This window comes from Arsenicicoccus cauae, from assembly GCF_043162025.1.
Classification (GTDB): domain Bacteria; phylum Actinomycetota; class Actinomycetes; order Actinomycetales; family Dermatophilaceae; genus Arsenicicoccus; species Arsenicicoccus cauae.
This window is the reverse complement of sequence record NZ_CP171001.1, coordinates 1,671,910-1,687,293: the sequence shown is the minus strand read 5'-3', so window position 1 is coordinate 1,687,293 and position 15,384 is coordinate 1,671,910. Positions and strand designations below refer to the sequence as shown.

Sequence of the window (15,384 nt, the reverse complement as noted above, 5' to 3'; positions counted from 1 at the left end):
CGCGCACCGGTCATCACCCTCAGCAAGGTCACCCCGTCGGGGCGCAGCACCTGCTCTCCACGGCTCGCACGACGTCGGCCATGGTGGCCTCTTGGCCCGGCCAGTGCAGCCAGCCCTCCCCCCAGTAGACCTGCTCACCCGCGCGCCCGGACTGGCGCAGTCGTCCGGCGAGCTGGGCAGCGACCGCACCCTCCCCGACGTAGACGACGAGAACCCCCTCCACCGCCCCCGCACCCGCGACGCCGCCGACACCGCCACCGCCACCGCCCAGGGGACCGTCCCCCAGGGCGCGAGCCGACTGAGCCGACGGGGGTGAGGACGCTGACGGGGGTGAGGACGCCGACGAGGCCGGGGACGCCGTCGAGCCGTCCGGCGGGAGGTCGCTGACCGCGATGGAGCGCTCGGCCAGGGCGGCGCGCAGCAGGAGGCGGGCGGCGGGGTCGTCGAACCCGGGCAGCGACACCACATGCACCGGCCGCAGGTTGCGAGGGCTGCGGCGCAGCCGGACGTCGCCGACCGCGCCGGCGGTGGCGGACGCGAGCATCGCGTCGGCGCGTCCCTGGGCGGCGGGGGCCAGCATCCACGCGGCGTTGCGGGCGGGCAGCACCCGCTCGTCCCAGGTGCGGGCGGCCCCGAGGTCCCGCTGGGCGAGGCGCAGCAGCGCCGTGCTGCCCTGCGCGTCGCCGTTGCCCAACGTGCCAAGGAGGGTCATGACCGGCGCCGCCACCTCGCTGCCCTGGGCCCCCCGGCCGAGGTAGCCGCCCCGCAGTGCGGACGACTCCGCCTGTCCCGGGACGAGGGCCGGCTCCCCCTCCGGCGGGTGGACGCGCGAGGCGGTGGAGGCGAGCTCCTCGGTGGTCGCGTCCAGGGCACGTCTCGCGGCGTCCCGCGACGTGAGACCGGACTGGGTGAGGGTCCTCATGAAGCGCAACCGCGCGACGTCGGTCTCGGAGTAGCGGCGGTGCAGACCGGACCGGTGGCCCGACGGCTCGAGGCCGTAGCGTCGCGCCCACGTGCGCAGGGTGGACGGGGCGACTCCCACCATCTCGGCCACCACGGCCACCGTCAGGCTCTCGAACCCGCTGGGACGCCGCGAGGCGCCGGTGCTAGCAGCCATGTGCAATATCCATCCTCGTCGCAGCCACGGGGCCGTCCGATCCGCCGTCACGCTCGCCGACCCCCGTCGACCTGTCAACCAGGTGCAACGATCCCCAGGGTCACCCCGTCAGCCCGCGTCCACCCGCCGGTCACCCCGAGTCCACCCGACCGGCGCGAAATTGACACAGAGTTGCCAGGTTTGCACATCGTGTGTCGAGTCTTTTGCGTCGGGCTTCACCGTCGCCCACGGAGCGAGAAGGCGACCCGGATTACCCGTGATGCCCCTTGTCGCAGGTGCAATCACGCAGGTACGGTCTTTCGCAGCAGCAGCCCCCGCCACCACGCGGCGTCGCTGGTCAGGGCTCACGGGTCACCCCGGGTTACTCGGGAGTATGTCATACGTTTGATCATTGTGCGAAGTGCTCGCATGGTGTGACCTGCGTGACAGTCCGGTCATCGACGGCGCAACCCTGCACAGGAGCACACATGGCCGAGATCAGCCGACTCCCCGGACCCGTCGCCGATCAGTGGGACTGGCAGCTGCAGGGCTCCTGTCGGCGGGAGAACCCCGACGTGTTCTTCCACCCCGAGGGCGAGCGTGGTCCCGCCCGGCGCAACCGCGACGGCGCGGCCAAGGCAGTGTGCGTCGCCTGCCCCGTCCTCGAGCAGTGCCGCGAGCACGCCCTGCGGGTCCGCGAGCCCTACGGCGTGTGGGGTGGCATGACCGAGGACGAGCGCGAGTCGCACTACACCACGATCGCGATCGCCTGACCCCGGCGCCTGCTCGTCGGCGGAGATCCCGCCGCCCCGCACCACCTACAGCGCGAAGGCCGCCCACCCCCTCGGGGTGGGCGGCCTTCGCGGCGTCCGTCCTGCTCGGCTCAGTGGCCGTGACCGTGACCGTGGCCACCGGCGGGAGCGGCGGGCTCCTCCTCGGGCTTCTCGACCACGAGGGTGTCGGTCGTCAGGACCATCGAGGCGATGGACGCGGCGTTGCGCAGCGCGGAACGCGTGACCTTGACGGGGTCGATCACCCCGGCGGCGACCAGGTCGACGTACTCCCCGGTCGCGGCGTCCAGACCGTTGCCGGGCTCCAGCTCGCCGACCTTGGACACGGCGACGTAGCCCTCGCGCCCGGCGTTCTCGGCGATCCAGCGCAGCGGCTCGGCCGCGGCCTTGCGCACGATGTTGGCGCCGGTCAGCTCGTCGCCCTCCAGCTGGAGGTCGTCGAGCGCGCGGACCGCGTGGACCAGGGCGGAGCCGCCACCGGCGACGATGCCCTCCTCGATCGCGGCGCGCGTCGCGGAGATCGCGTCCTCGATGCGGTGCTTCTTCTCCTTCAGCTCCACCTCGGTGTAGGCGCCGACCTTGATGACGCAGACGCCGCCGGCGAGCTTGGCGAGGCGCTCCTGGAGCTTCTCGCGGTCCCAGTCGGAGTCGGTGCGCTCGATCTCGGCCTTGATCTCGGCCACGCGACCGTCGACAGCCGAGGCGTCGCCCGAGCCGTCGATGATCGTCGTGTCGTCCTTGGACACCACGACGCGGCGGGCCTGGCCGAGGACGTCGAGGCCGACCTGGTCGAGCTTGAGGCCGACCTCCTCCGCGACGACCTGGCCGCCCGTGAGGATGGCGATGTCGGCGAGCATGGCCTTGCGGCGGTCGCCGAAGCCCGGCGCCTTGACGGCCACGACGTTGAAGGTGCCGCGGATCTTGTTGACCACCAGGGTGGACAGCGCCTCGCCGTCGACGTCCTCGGCGATGATCAGCAGCGGCTTGCCGGCCTGCACGACCTTCTCGAGCAGCGGCAGGATGTCGGCGATCGCCGAGACCTTGCCCTGGTTGATCAGGACGTAGGCGTCCTCGAGGACGGCCTCCATGCGCTCCGGGTCGGAGACGAAGTACGGCGAGATGTAGCCCTTGTCGAACTGCATGCCCTCGGTGAACTCCAGCTCGGTGCTGGCGGTGGAGGACTCCTCGACGGTGATGACGCCGTCCTTGCCGACCTTGTCGAAGGCCTCGGCGATCTGCGTGCCGACCTCGTCGTTCTGCGCGGAGAGGGAGGCGACGGCGGCGATCTCGGACTTGCCGGAGACCTCGCGGGCGTTGGCGAGCAGGCGCTCGGACACGGCGTCGACGGCCTTGTCCATGCCGCGCTTGACCCCGGCCGGGGCGGCCCCCGCGGCGACGTTGCGCAGGCCCTCCTTGACCATGGCCTGGGCGAGGACGGTCGCGGTGGTGGTGCCGTCACCGGCGATGTCGTTGGTCTTGGTGGCGACCTCCTTGGCGAGCTGAGCGCCGAGGTTCTCGTAGGGGTCGTCCAGCTCGATCTCGCGAGCGATGGTCACCCCGTCGTTGGTGATGGTGGGGGCGCCCCACTTCTTGTCGATCACGACGTTGCGCCCCTTGGGGCCGAGCGTGACCTTCACCGCGTTGGCGAGGGCATCCACGCCGCGCTCCAGGGACTTGCGCGCGTCGTCGTTGAACTCCAGCGTCTTGGCCATGAGCTTCCTTGTCAGTCGAGAGGTATGACGAGAGCCCCAGCCCCCAGCCGCGAAGGCTCGGGCCGGGGCTCCCAGAGTCAGTGCTGCGTGCGTGCGAGCGTCAGCCGACGATCGCGAGGACGTCGCGGGCGCTCAGGATGAGCAGCTCCTCGCCGCCGTACTTGACCTCGGTGCCGCCGTACTTGGAGTAGATGACCTTGTCGCCGACGGCGACGTCGACGGGGACGCGGTTGCCCTTGTCGTCGATGCGGCCGGGGCCCACGGCGAGGACCTCGCCCTCCTGGGGCTTCTCCTTGGCCGTGTCCGGGATGACGAGACCGGACGCGGTGGTCTGCTCGGCCTCGACGGCCTTGACGACGATGCGGTCCTCGAGCGGCTTGATGGAAACCGACACTGTGGTGACCTCCCCTTCGGGAATGTCGAGAGTGGACAGATGTATGGACTCCGGTGCCGTCGTGCGTCGGGCCGCCGTCGCGGGGGTCGACCCTTAGCACTTGCCTACCGAGAGTGCTAACTCACAATCTAGGAAGCCGCTGGCACTCGGTCAAGTCGAGTGCCAGCGGCTGTCCCGCCGGTGGGGGAGGATGGCCCCCATGGACCTCGCCACCACCCGCGCGCTCACCTCCCCCGAGGGGCTCGCGCTGCTCGAGGGACTCCGGCCGTATGCCGAGGCCAGCTCGCTCGCGACGTCGACCGCCCTGCGCCGCGACGGCCACTCCCCGGAGCTGGTGGCGGCGGTGCTGACGCAGAGCCGGTTGCGGCAGCGGGGACGCGCCAAGCTCGGCGACGCCGTCGACCGGCTCCTGCTCACCCCCGACGGCCTGGAGCAGGCCACCCGCCCCCAGGTCGCCCGGCAGCACGCGGAGCGCCTGGTGGCGGCCGGGATCCGCACCGTGCACGACCTGGGGTGCGGCCTGGGGCTGGACGCCGCCGCCATGGCCGAGGCCGGCCTCGAGGTCCTCGCCGTGGACGCCGACCCCGTGACCGCCGAGCTGGCCGGGCACAACCTCGCGCAGGTCCCCCTGCCTGCCGGCACGCCCGCCCCGCAGGTGCGGTGCGCCCGCGCCGAGGAGGTGGCCGACGAGGGGGTGGGCGCGGGCCGGCATACGGCCGTCTGGCTCGACCCGGCCCGCCGCACGCCGGGGGTGGCCGACGCGACCGGGCGGACCCGCCGGACCTTCCGCCTGGACGACCTCGCCCCCTCCTGGGAGCTCGTGCAGGAGGTGGCCGGTCGGGTGCGGGCGGCCGGGGCCAAGCTGTCCCCCGCCTTCCCCCACGCCGCCCGCCCCGTCGGGGCCGAGGCGCAGTGGGTCTCGTGGCGCGGCGAGGTGGTCGAGTGCGTGCTGTGGTGGGGCGACGCGGCCCGGTGGGCCGGCCGCACCGCGCTGGTGATGGACGGCGACGCCGCCACCCTCGGCTCCGCGCACGTGGTCACCGAGGCCGACCTGCCCGACGACGGCCCCGCGCCGGGGAGCGACCGGGGCGAGCTGCTCCACGAGCCCGACCGCGCGGTCATCCGCGCCGGGCTGGTCGGGGCGCTGGAGGCCCTGACCGGCGGCGCGGAGCTCGACGAGGGGGTGGGCTACGTGCGGTCCCCGGACGGCGGGCAGGTGGGGGTGCCGTGGGCCCGGACCTACCGGATCCTCGACGAGATCCCGTTGCAGGACAAGGCGATCCGGGCGTGGTGCCGCGAGCGCTCGATCGGCGACCTCACGCTCAAGAAGCGCGGCGTCGACGCCGACCCGGACCGCCTGCGGCGCTCCCTCAAGCTGCGCGGCGACGGCCGCGCCACCCTGGTCCTCACCCGCCAGTCCGGCCGGCCGGTCGCCCTGCACGTGACCCCGGTCTGACGGCTGCGGCTCGGCTCACAGCAGCGCGTCGCGCTGAGCCCCCCGGTGCCGCACCGCGTCGGCGCCGGCCCGCAGCGCCCCGGCCACCGCGTCCTCGTGGGTCGCCCCCAGCGCCAGGTGGGCGGCCAGCGCCCCGCAGAACGCGTCGCCCGCACCCGTCGTGTCCACGACCTCCTCCGGCGGGACCGGCGTCGCCGGGTGCTCCACCCCCATCCAGGACGCACCCGCCGCGCCGAAGGTCACCAGCAGCGACGCGGGGAAGGCCCCGTCGTCGGCCAGCTCCAGCGCCTCGTGCTCGTTGACCACGAGCGGGTCCGCCGCCTCGACGACGTCGAGGGGCAGGTGGTGGTAGGGCGCGGCGTTGACCACTACGCGGATGTCCCGCGTCGACACCCGCTGCACCGCCGCCGTCACCGTCTCGATCGGCACCTCCAGGCTGACCAGCAGCACGTCGCCCGCCGCCATCGTGTCGAGGACCCCCATGTGGTGCGGCAGCAGCTCGGCGTTGGCGCCGGGGCTGACGACGATGACGTTCTCCCCCTCGAGGTCCACGGTGATGAACGCGTGACCCGTCGGCTCGCCCTCGACGACGCGGACGTGCGAGACGTCGATCCTCCTGTCCTGCAAGCGATCACGGTATGCCGCGCCCGCCTCGTCCCCACCGATGGCCGCGACCATGACGACCTCCGCGCCCGCTGCCGCCGCCGCGACCGCCTGGTTGCCGCCCTTGCCGCCCGCCGTGCGCCGGGTGGACCCGCCGACGATCGTCTCGCCGGGGCGGGGCAGCCGGTGGACCGTGGTGGTGAGGTCGACGTTGACGGACCCGAGGACGTAGACGCGGCTCATGCCCCCATCATGCCGGTCCCCCGGCCACGCCGGGCGGGCACGGCCGCGCCCGGGTAGCGTCGGGCCCGATGTCCCCGCACGCCGCCCCCACCCTCGCCCCCACCCCCGCGCGGGCTCTGCTCGTCGCCGCGGCCCTCGCCCTGGCCGCCGGGTGCTCGACCCCTGCCTCGACCCCCGCCTCGACCCCCGCCTCGGTCCAGGCACAGCCCGGTGCCCCCGCCGGCAAGCCGACGCCGCCGAGCACGACCGGCACCGCCACGGCCCGCACCACCGCGCCCGTCCTCGACGTCACGGGGTTCCCCCGCCGCGGGGCCTCGCCGGGCTCCGGGGCAGCCACGCCCGACGTCTCCGCCACGCCGACCGCGGCCGCGGGCAGCTCCCGGCATACGGCCGAGGGCTCCTGCTCCGCCCGCATCGTCGAGGGACTCACCCCCGAGCAGCGGGTGGGGCAGCTCGTCATGGTCGGGATCGCGCGCGGGCGCGAGGACGACGCGCGCCGAGCGATCGCGGAGCGGTCGATCGGCAACGCCTTCTTCATCGGCGGGTGGCGCGACCGTGGCCAGGTCGCCGAGGTCAGCCGCCGCCTGCAGCGCGCCGCCGACGAGTCCGGCCACGGGCTCGACCTGCTCGTCGCCGCCGACCAGGAGGGCGGGCGGGTCCAGCAGCTCAAGGGCGAGGGTTTCCGGCGCCTGCCGTCCGCGGTGGAGCAGGCCGCGCTGCCGCCCGACGAGCTGCGCGCCCTGGCGACGGACGCCGGGCGCGAGCTGCGCGCCGCGGGCGTCAACCTCAACCTCGCCCCCGTCGCCGACACCGTCTCCCCCGAGCTCGGCCGGGCCAATGCCCCCATCGGCGGCCTGTCCCGGCAGTACGCCACGGAGCCCGGCGCGGTCTCGACGCCGGTGTCGGCCGTCGTCGCGGGGCTGCACGCCGCCGGTGTCGGCGCGACGCTCAAGCACTTCCCCGGGCTGGGCCGCGTCCGCGCCAACACGGACCACTCCGCCACGGGCATCGACGACACCCAGACGACCGCCGACGACGCCTACCTGCAGCCGTTCGCGGACGGGATCGCCGCCGGGGCCGACGTCGTGATGATGTCGACCGCGCGCTACCGGCGCATCGACCCGGCCACCCAGGCGGCGTTCTCTCGCCCGGTGGTGACGGGGGTCCTGCGCGAGCGGCTGGGCTACGACGGGGTGGTGGCCACCGACGACCTGGGCGGGGCGGAGGCCATCCAGCACATCCCCACCGGGGAGCGCGCGGTGCGCTTCGTGCGGGCCGGCGGCGACGTCGCCGTGACCGGGATCGCCCGGGACGGCAGGGTGATGTCACGCGCCCTGCTGGCGGAGAGCCGACGGGACCGGGCGTTCGCCGGGCTGGTGCGCCGCGCGGCCCAGCGGGTCGTCGAGCTGAAGGTGCGCCGCGGCCTGGCCCGCTGCGGGTAGGTGTGCTGACCGGACACGTTGATCGACCGCGTCGGGCTGCACGGGTGCGCTTCGTCTGCCCTAGCCCCGGTCTTTCACCGGGTTCCTGAGTTGGTGCTCGGGTGAGGCTTCGACTCTGATTCCGGTGCGGGGCGCGGCAGGGTGCCGGCTGGCGCTGCCGGGCTGCGGTTCTCCGATGGTCTTTCGGGTCGTGGGGTGGGCGGCTTGGTCAGGCGGGGTCGGGGATGGCTGCGATGTTCGCGAACACGGCGACGATCGCTGTGGTCCAGGGCCAGGAGGTCGGCAGGCGTAGCCGTCGTCGTCGTTGACCTCTGGTCAGGCGTGCGGGGACGTGCCACAGCCGGTACCGCAAGGCCTTTGGCTCACATGCTCTCAACCCAGCGGCGTCACCGTGCAGGGCGAGCAGGCGGGTCCAGGCGACCAGGTCGGCGGCGAGCATCACGCACGTCAACCACGCCTGGTTGATCGCGAACTCCCGCGACGGCAAGCGTCCCAAGCCGGTGTCCTTGGCGTGGCGGATGTGGTCCTCGACGCGGGCGTGGGCACGGTGGCGGGCCTCCAGGTGGGCGAGCTGCCCGACCTTCGTGTTCGTCACGAACGCCTGGTACCGGTACCCGTCTGCTTCTTCGAGCAAGGACAGCTGAGCGCCGGGGTGGGGGCGTTCACGCCGGACGATGACCCGCATCCGGTCCGGCCAACGTGTCGCGAAGTCCCTGGCGAGCAGGCCGGTGATCTCGACGACCTCGGCGCCTTCACGCACGCTCCCGTCGGCCTCGACCGCAGGGGTCCACGCGGTCTTGGGCACCTTCGTGATGGCCTCGCGTACTGCGGTGTGGATGGGGAAGCCGAGGCTGTACTCCACGCTGCGGCCGCGGATCTCGTTCTGGGAGGTGGGCCAGTCGATCAGGCCGTGTGACGCCCCGGCCCCATCGGAACGAATCAACAGGTGCTTGCGGTGGGCGGCGGGGACCTGAGCGATCGCCGCCGTGAGGACCTCGACGTGATCGCTGGTGGTGTTCGAGCCCGCGTTCCCCGCCCGCAGCGTCGCGGCCAAGAACTCGGAGGTGTTATCGCACCACACCCCGATCGGGTGGTACCCGAAGGTCCGTTTGAACGTCGCCGCCGCGTTCTCCTTCTCGCAGTGGGCGATCACGATCGTCGCGTCCACGTCGAGCACGACGACCTGACCGAGCCCACGCCCGGCCGCGGTCGACTCCGGCACCCCGCCCGGGATGCTCGCCCACACGTGCCGACGCGTGCGGGCTCTGGACACGGCGATCTTCTTCATCCGACCCGGGGTGACCTCGTCCAAGGTCCGCCAGACCGTCGGCGCAGACACCACCGGGCCCAGCACCCCCTCCTGGTCGCGCAGCACAGCGATGTCACTGATCGCCTCACCACCATCGACGAGCATCGTGGCGACGTCCACCAACACCCGCCCCCGGTCGTGCACCGGCAGGAAGTCCCGCCGCGCCATCGCCCCTGACAAGCCGCTGGTCAGACCGACCCTGTCCGCCACCATGCGTGCCGCCGCTGCGCCGGCGTGCCCGACGACACCGACACCATCACCGGTGACTACCAACCCTGCGGACCACGACGTACGCTTCACCTACCGAGTGCTTTCTGCTGGGCGACCTGGGACCTTAGACAAGTCCAAGTCTGCCCTGGTCAGGGAGCACTTCGGCGCATCCGGGCCCCATCACGACCAGACGCGCCGTGAACGATCGGGGCTAGGCAGACCTGGAGTCCAGTGTGGCGCGGTAGGCGTCGAAGAAAGTTGCGACGCGATCAGGGACGGCCGCCTGGCCGTTGGCCGTCCCGGCGGGCATGCCGAGCAGATGACGGGTCCACTGGGTCGAGTCGCAGCGGAAATCAACGTCATCGCAGGTCTGGGAGTCGCGGGTCGCAACCAGTCCGGCGTCGTCCAGGTGTACGTCGTAGAAGTATTCCTGGGGCCGAGGGCAACGGCTGTCCAACAGCTTCAGGCGGAGGCTGACCGGGGCGCCCTGCATGGCCGGGCGCGTGCACATTGTCTTCATCGCGAGGACGGCGGCACCGGCTCCGCGACCGAGGCGTCGACACCCTACCCAGCATCAAGGCCGAGTGAGAATCCCTAGACTAAAACCGCTCACTCTTCGACCGCCGAAACTGCTCAGTTTTCGAACGCCGTCGAGGAATAGTCAAGACCTGTGGATTGATGTGTCAGGCGGCGTGAGCGTGACCTCCTGATTCGTCGGGTCGTTCGACGAGCTTGCCGTTGCTGAACTCCGCGCCGGCACGGACGAGCGCAACGAGGTGGGGTGCGTTGACGGCGCGCCAGCGGGCCTGGGCGGACTCGATGAGCTTGAACGCCATGGCGATGCCGGCGGCGCGGGAGCCGGGGCCCTTGGTGACCCGCTGCCGGAGCCGGACGGTGGCGAAGGTCGACTCGATCGGGTTCGTCGTTCGTAGGTGGATCCAGTGCTCGGCGGGGAAGTCGAAGAAGGCGAGTAGGACGTCGAGGTCGTCGACGACCTTCGCGACGGCCTTGGGCCACTTCGCGCCGTAGTTGGCCGCGAACGCCTTGGCTGCGGCCCGCGCGTGGTCCTTGTCCTCGGCGTTGTAGATCTCCGCCAGGGCGGCCTTCGCCCCGGGGTGCGCCGACTTCGGCAGGGCGGCGAGAACGTTGCCGAGCTTGTGCCACCAGCAGCGCTGCTCCTTGGTGTCGGGGAACACCTCGCGCAGCGCCTTCCAGAACCCCAATGCACCGTCCCCGACGGCCAGCACCGGTGCGCGCATCCCGCGGCGCTTGCAGTCGCGGAGTAGGTCGGCCCACGACTCCGAGGACTCGCGGAATCCATCGGACAGGGCGACGAGCTCCTTGGCGCCGTCGAGGCGGACGCCGATCATCACCAGCAGACACACCTTGTCCTGCTCGAGGCGGACCTTGAGGTGGATGCCGTCGACCCACAGGTAGACGTAGTCGCTCTCGGCGAGCGACCGGTTGCCGAACGCCTTGGCGTCGTCTTGCCACTGGACGGTGAGGCGGGTGATGGTGGCCGCAGACAGGCCTGCGGCGGAGCCGAGGAACTGCTCCAGCGCGGGCACGAAGTCGCCGGAGGACAGGCCGTGCAAGTAGAGCAGCGGGAGCACCTCGGCCACGCCTGGGGACTTCCTCGCCCATGCGGGCAGGATCGCCGAGGAGAACCGCTTCCGCTCCCCGGTGGCCTCGTCGATGCGCTTGTCGTTGACCCGCGGCGCACGCACCGGCACCGCCCCAGCCGCGGTCGCGACCTCCCGCGGGTCGTGGAAGCCGTTGCGGACCACCAGCCGGTGCCCGTCCTCATCGACCTCGTGCTGGTGTGCCTCGACGTAGGCGGCAACCTCGGCCAGAAGCGCCGCCGCGAGCATCTGCCGCGCACCGTCGCGGGCGAGCTCGTCGAGCAACGACCCACCGACGGCCGCCGGGACGTGCTCCTGGGACCCGTTCTCCTCGTGGACTATCTTGAACATGGACGTACCTTCCCGAGCCGGCGCGTCAACGCCGACCACGATCCGAACTTGAGCATGGGCTTCGATCTTGCTCGGGAGGTACGTCTCCTCTACGTCACCTCGCCGAGAGCCATCCACAGGTTCTGATCATTGCTCAACGCCGTCGACACGGATTCGCTACGCATCGAAGCTGTTCGGCCCAAGGCCCCGCCAGATGCATCGTGTGAGGGCCTCCGACATCCTCCCCGCTTGTCGCGGTGACCCGGCGCGCCGAGGTTCCATCCCGCATCACTAGTCAACTTGGGCTATGGCGGGGACTGTCGGATTATCGGTGGGCGGGGTGCCCGGCGTTCTTAGGTGGTAGAGGGGGTGATGCGTCCCTCGAAGGTGATGGCGAAGGCGTTCAGGGGTGCCTTCCACCGCATGACCCATCGTGCCCTGCCTCTCCCGGTGGGGTCCAGGGAACGGGTCACCAGGTAGAGACACTTCAACGCGGCGGCGTCGTTCGGGAAGTGCCCTCGCGCACGGACGGCGCGCCGGTAGCGGGCGTTCAACGACTCGATCGCGTTGGTCGTGCAGATGACCTTGCGGATCTCGACGTCGTAGTCGAGGAAGGGCACGAACTCGCTCCACGCGTTGCGCCACATGCGGATCGCGGCGGGACAGACGGGCTCCCACGTGGCAGCGAAGTCCTCGAACCGTGCGGCGGCCTGCTCGGCGTTGACGGCCGTGTACACGGGCCGCAGGTCCTTGGCCATCGCGTCCCAGTGCTGGCGGGCCGCGTACCGGAACGTGTTCCGGATCAAGTGCACGACGCACGTCTGTACGGCTGCGAGCTCCCATGTCGTGGTGATCGCCTCGGGCAGTCCTTTCAGCCCGTCGCACACGGCGATGCAGACGTCCTCGACACCGCGGTTCTTGATCTCGGTGAGCACGTTCAGCCAAAACTTTGCGCCCTCCCCGCCGTCGCCGGCCCAGATCCCGAGGATGTCGCGCTCCCCGGCGGTCGTCACGCCGATGACGATGTAGAAGGGCTTGTTGGTGACCTGCCCGTCACGGACCTTCACCCCGAGAGCATCGATGAAGATCACCGGGTACACGCGGTCCAGGGGCCGGTGCTGCCACTCAGACATCTCCGCGGCGACCTTCTCGGTGATCCGACTGATCGTGTCCTTGGACACCGACGCGCCATACACCTCGGCGAAGTGCGCCGCGATCTCACCGGTGGTCAGCCCGCGCGCCGACAAGGACAGGACGAGCTGATCGACGCCGTCCAGACGGCGTTGCCGCTTCCGGACGATCTTCGGGTCGAATGTGCCGTCCCGGTCCCGCGGAACGTCGATCGTGACCGGCCCGATCTGCGTGAGCACCGTCTTCGATCGGGTGCCGTTCCGCTCGTTCCCGCCCCCGTCGACCGGCGCTGGCTTCGCGTGCCGATCCGAGTGCTCGTAGCCGAGGTGCTCGGTCAGCTCTTCCTCCAGAGCGGTCTCCAGCACCTGCTTGGTCAGGCCCGTCAGCACACCGTCGGGGCCGACCAGGTCGACTCCTTCAGCGCGGGCCTGGTCCACCAGACGCTGCGCCAGCGCCTGCCTGTCGTCATCGTTGAGGTCCACGACCCCAATCGTGTTCGTCATGCTGCCTGCTCTCCCGCCGAGCACCGCTCAGCGCGTCAGGCCGAACCCCCACCCACCGTTGTTCTGACACTCCCGTACAACGCTTCAGACTGGGCCGGCGCTATCGGGGGATGTATTGCAGGGGGGACCATAGGGGCGGAGTGGGGAGCCACGCACTTCCTGTGGCTAGGCGTTTGGGGGGCGCTCGAAGGTGGGATCCTCGGTGGGATGGCGGGCTGTGCCGTAGGCGCATTCGCGTCCGCCAAGTACGGCCACGTCATCGAGAAGTAGGAGCGTACTATAGCGGCTCTTCGACTTTCCGCGGGGCGGGCCGGGTCATGCTGCGTCTCGTCGTGCTCGGGTGAGCGCGATGGTTGAGAGTATCCGGCGCTGGTAGTTGTCCAAGTTGCGGAAGCCGCAGGCGACGCGCTTGGTGTTCTTGATGATCCGGTTGAAGCCTTCGGTGCGGGCGTTGGTGACGTCCATCGTCAACGCGACGTGGATGGCCGGCCACCAGGTCTCGATCGTGGTGGCGAGCCGGGTGGTCTCGGGCATGTCCGCTCTCGCGGCGTCCCGATAGAACTCGTACAGCCGGTGCCGGATCCGGTGCTCCTCTGACTCGGCCAGGAGGAGTCGCAGGCGTTCCTTGACGCCCCAGGCTGCGCCGATCTCGTTGGTGGGGTCCTCGCCCGCGAAGGTCGCCTTGAGCCGGGCCCGCTGCTTGGCGGAGAGGTGCTCGTACCCGGTCAGGAGCAGGTGCCGGTTGACCCACACCTTCTCGGCGGTGGTGCCGCGCCGCCCGTAGCGTTCACGGGTGACCCGCTGCCGGACCTCGGTGACGACGGTGTTGGCCAGGGCCACCAGGTGCCACTTGTCGACCGCGATCTTCGCGTCGGGCAGAGCAGCCCGGATGCCGGAGGCGTAGGGCGCGCTGGTGTCGATGACGACAACCTCGATGGCGTCGCGGAACGCGGGGCTCTGCTCGGCGAGCCAGTCGCGCACGCACGCCCCAGAGCGGCCCGGCGTCAACCCGAGCATCCGGCCGGGGCTGGTGGTGTCGGCGTCGACGAAGCTGGTCAGCCACGGGTCGCTGCGCCGCCAGCCGGCGTCGGCCAGGACCCACCGCACCGACCTCGCGCGGGTCTCGTCGATCCCGAGCACGCGCACCGGCTCAGGCGTCGGTAGCCACCTGGCTGCCGCGGCCACCAGTGCCCGGTGCGCCGTCGGCCACGACACCCCATGGGAGCGGGCGACCTCATCGACCGCCCGGTTCCCCGACGCGATCTCGGTCGCGATCGCCTCGCGGAGCCGGCCGGTGAGCCGCGCCCTCGCGGGGATCGCCTCGGACTGCTGCGTGAACGAACCCGTACCGCAGAGCGGCTCGGGACAGGTCAGGCGCCGCTTGCGCCACCACAGCTCGACCACCTGCCCGCACGCGTGAAGGTCCTTCACCCGCACCAACGGTCGCTCCTTGACCCGCGCGGTGAGGACACCACACCCCGGGCAGGGCGCCCCCCGCTCCCGCAGCTCGATCACGACCCTCAGGTCGCTGCTGCTGAGCCGCTCGAGACTGGTGACGACGAACTCGTCTTCCAGCCCGAACAGCACTGACGTACTGTCGATCATGCTCGTGGCCTCGTTGCTGCTGAAGGAGTAGAGACCAACAGCATGACCGGGGCCACGAGCCCCCTCAGGTCAGGACACCCCGCTCAAAGTCGGAGAGCCACTATAGCCTCATGAGGAATTACATGACCGCGTGGAGCGGCATTTTGATCGTCGCATTCATAGCCGTCCTCGTCCTCCTGCGGGGGCCAGATTGGGCCGATGCTCGACTTGTGGCCAACATGATCATCATAATTGTGGGCCTTTTTCTGATCGTGCGCCTATTTAAGAACATCCTCAAAGATGATCCGGACTTCAATGGCGAGACGGAAAGGCGTCTCCAGGAATCACGGAAACGAAAGAGGCAAAGCCTCCCCTCAGATGAATCTGACAAGTAAGCTCGGCTACCAGTTCCAGTACTGCAACGTCTCCACCAAGGACAACCTGCTCTGGTGGAACCACGACGCCACCCAGCAGCGGTCCTCGATCGGGCTGGACACCACCCGCACCGGATCCTCGGGCACGACCAAGTACCTGCTGTCCCCCTCCGGCAAGCCCCTGGGCTACAAGTGGGCACCCAGCGGCCAGAACTGGGCCAACGACGGCGGCGCCTACTACCTGACCGACCGGCAAGGCACCGTCACCAGCCTCGCCGCCGGCGACAACGGCATCGAAGCCGCGATCTACCGGTACTCCCCCTACGGAGAATGGCGCGTCGCCGACGAGCACTACGACGGAGCAAAAGCCAACCGCATCCAGTTCCACGGCCTGCTCTACGACGACGCCACGGGCCTGTACCGCACCGACACCCGCTGGTACGACCCCACCACCGGCCGCTTCACCCAACCCGACACCACAGCCTACGAAACCAACCCCTACCTCTACGCCGGCTCTTCACAGATGAGGGTGTAGCTGTGGTGCGACCTGGGGCGGCGCGTCGGTGTCGGGGTGAGGGTCGAGG

Annotated in this window: 12 protein-coding genes; 4 read left to right on the top strand and 8 right to left on the bottom strand. The window is 70.9% G+C overall.

Features of this window, described 5'->3' with window-relative positions; genetic code table 11:
* Nucleotides 1–28 precede the first annotated feature (28 nt).
* Nucleotides 29–1,117 carry a MerR family transcriptional regulator gene (locus ACF3NS_RS07955; protein ID WP_392465367.1) on the bottom strand — a complete coding sequence of 363 codons (1,089 nt, stop codon included), beginning with the start codon at nt 1,115–1,117 and terminating at the stop codon, nt 29–31.
* A gap of 467 nt (nt 1,118–1,584) precedes the next feature.
* Here ACF3NS_RS07955 and ACF3NS_RS07950 point away from each other — a divergent pair, with 467 nt between their 5' ends.
* Nucleotides 1,585–1,869 carry a WhiB family transcriptional regulator gene (locus ACF3NS_RS07950; protein WP_154593243.1) on the top strand — a complete coding sequence of 95 codons (285 nt, stop codon included), beginning with the start codon at nt 1,585–1,587 and terminating at the stop codon, nt 1,867–1,869.
* A 110-nt stretch (nt 1,870–1,979) separates the two neighbouring features.
* On the opposite strand, the gene groL is transcribed toward ACF3NS_RS07950, so the two are convergent.
* Together groL and groES are read right to left on the bottom strand one after the other, a co-directional pair.
* The gene (gene groL, locus ACF3NS_RS07945; protein WP_154593244.1) at nt 1,980–3,599 is read right to left on the bottom strand and encodes a chaperonin GroEL; all 1,620 of its coding nucleotides are present in this window, start codon (nt 3,597–3,599) and stop codon (nt 1,980–1,982) included.
* A 100-nt stretch (nt 3,600–3,699) separates the two neighbouring features.
* Nucleotides 3,700–3,993, bottom strand: a complete 294-nt coding sequence (gene groES, locus ACF3NS_RS07940) for a co-chaperone GroES (protein ID WP_019285526.1) — start codon at nt 3,991–3,993, stop codon at nt 3,700–3,702.
* Nucleotides 3,994–4,192: 199 nt separating this feature from the next.
* On the opposite strand from groES, the gene ACF3NS_RS07935 reads away from it, so the two are divergent.
* On the top strand, nt 4,193–5,449 hold the full coding sequence (locus tag ACF3NS_RS07935) for a methyltransferase domain-containing protein (protein ID WP_392465365.1): 1,257 nt from the start codon (nt 4,193–4,195) through the stop codon (nt 5,447–5,449).
* Nucleotides 5,450–5,464: 15 nt separating this feature from the next.
* On the opposite strand, the gene ACF3NS_RS07930 is transcribed toward ACF3NS_RS07935, so the two are convergent.
* The gene (locus tag ACF3NS_RS07930; protein WP_154593247.1) at nt 5,465–6,295 is read right to left on the bottom strand and encodes a ribokinase; all 831 of its coding nucleotides are present in this window, start codon (nt 6,293–6,295) and stop codon (nt 5,465–5,467) included.
* 68 nt (nt 6,296–6,363) lie between these two features.
* On the opposite strand from ACF3NS_RS07930, the gene ACF3NS_RS07925 reads away from it, so the two are divergent.
* The gene (locus ACF3NS_RS07925; RefSeq protein ID WP_154593248.1) at nt 6,364–7,737 is read left to right on the top strand and encodes a glycoside hydrolase family 3 N-terminal domain-containing protein; all 1,374 of its coding nucleotides are present in this window, start codon (nt 6,364–6,366) and stop codon (nt 7,735–7,737) included.
* 208 nt (nt 7,738–7,945) lie between these two features.
* Here ACF3NS_RS07925 and ACF3NS_RS07920 read toward each other — a convergent pair whose 3' ends face one another.
* From ACF3NS_RS07920 to ACF3NS_RS07905, 4 genes are all read right to left on the bottom strand, one after another.
* A complete protein-coding gene (locus tag ACF3NS_RS07920; RefSeq protein ID WP_311966528.1) occupies nt 7,946–9,346 on the bottom strand; it encodes an IS1380 family transposase in 1,401 nt (466 codons plus the stop codon).
* A 593-nt stretch (nt 9,347–9,939) separates the two neighbouring features.
* Nucleotides 9,940–11,229 (bottom strand): IS256 family transposase, encoded by a 1,290-nt coding sequence (locus tag ACF3NS_RS07915; RefSeq protein ID WP_154592268.1) that lies wholly within the window; start codon nt 11,227–11,229, stop codon nt 9,940–9,942.
* A gap of 332 nt (nt 11,230–11,561) precedes the next feature.
* Nucleotides 11,562–12,842 (bottom strand): IS256 family transposase, encoded by a 1,281-nt coding sequence (locus ACF3NS_RS07910; protein WP_241443677.1) that lies wholly within the window; start codon nt 12,840–12,842, stop codon nt 11,562–11,564.
* A 315-nt stretch (nt 12,843–13,157) separates the two neighbouring features.
* Complete coding sequence (locus ACF3NS_RS07905; RefSeq protein WP_289032526.1) at nt 13,158–14,447, bottom strand: ISL3 family transposase; 1,290 nt, start codon at nt 14,445–14,447, stop codon at nt 13,158–13,160.
* A 357-nt stretch (nt 14,448–14,804) separates the two neighbouring features.
* On the opposite strand from ACF3NS_RS07905, the gene ACF3NS_RS07900 reads away from it, so the two are divergent.
* A complete protein-coding gene (locus ACF3NS_RS07900) occupies nt 14,805–15,335 on the top strand; it encodes an RHS repeat-associated core domain-containing protein (protein WP_392465360.1) in 531 nt (176 codons plus the stop codon).
* The last annotated feature ends 49 nt before the right edge of the window (nt 15,336–15,384 follow it).

What these genes read in the sequence shown, in the direction of transcription:
- ACF3NS_RS07955 (WP_392465367.1), bottom strand. Translation starts at nt 1,117, where the DNA reads ATGGCTGCTAGCACCGGCGCCTCGCGGCGTCCCAGCGGGTTCGAGAGC.
- ACF3NS_RS07950 (WP_154593243.1), top strand. Translation starts at nt 1,585, where the DNA reads ATGGCCGAGATCAGCCGACTCCCCGGACCCGTCGCCGATCAGTGGGAC.
- groL (WP_154593244.1), bottom strand. Translation starts at nt 3,599, where the DNA reads ATGGCCAAGACGCTGGAGTTCAACGACGACGCGCGCAAGTCCCTGGAG.
- ACF3NS_RS07935 (WP_392465365.1), top strand. Translation starts at nt 4,193, where the DNA reads ATGGACCTCGCCACCACCCGCGCGCTCACCTCCCCCGAGGGGCTCGCG.
- ACF3NS_RS07930 (WP_154593247.1), bottom strand. Translation starts at nt 6,295, where the DNA reads ATGAGCCGCGTCTACGTCCTCGGGTCCGTCAACGTCGACCTCACCACC.
- ACF3NS_RS07925 (WP_154593248.1), top strand. Translation starts at nt 6,364, where the DNA reads ATGTCCCCGCACGCCGCCCCCACCCTCGCCCCCACCCCCGCGCGGGCT.
- ACF3NS_RS07915 (WP_154592268.1), bottom strand. Translation starts at nt 11,229, where the DNA reads ATGTTCAAGATAGTCCACGAGGAGAACGGGTCCCAGGAGCACGTCCCG.
- ACF3NS_RS07910 (WP_241443677.1), bottom strand. Translation starts at nt 12,842, where the DNA reads ATGACGAACACGATTGGGGTCGTGGACCTCAACGATGACGACAGGCAG.
- ACF3NS_RS07905 (WP_289032526.1), bottom strand. Translation starts at nt 14,447, where the DNA reads ATGATCGACAGTACGTCAGTGCTGTTCGGGCTGGAAGACGAGTTCGTC.
- ACF3NS_RS07900 (WP_392465360.1), top strand. Translation starts at nt 14,805, where the DNA reads ATGAATCTGACAAGTAAGCTCGGCTACCAGTTCCAGTACTGCAACGTC.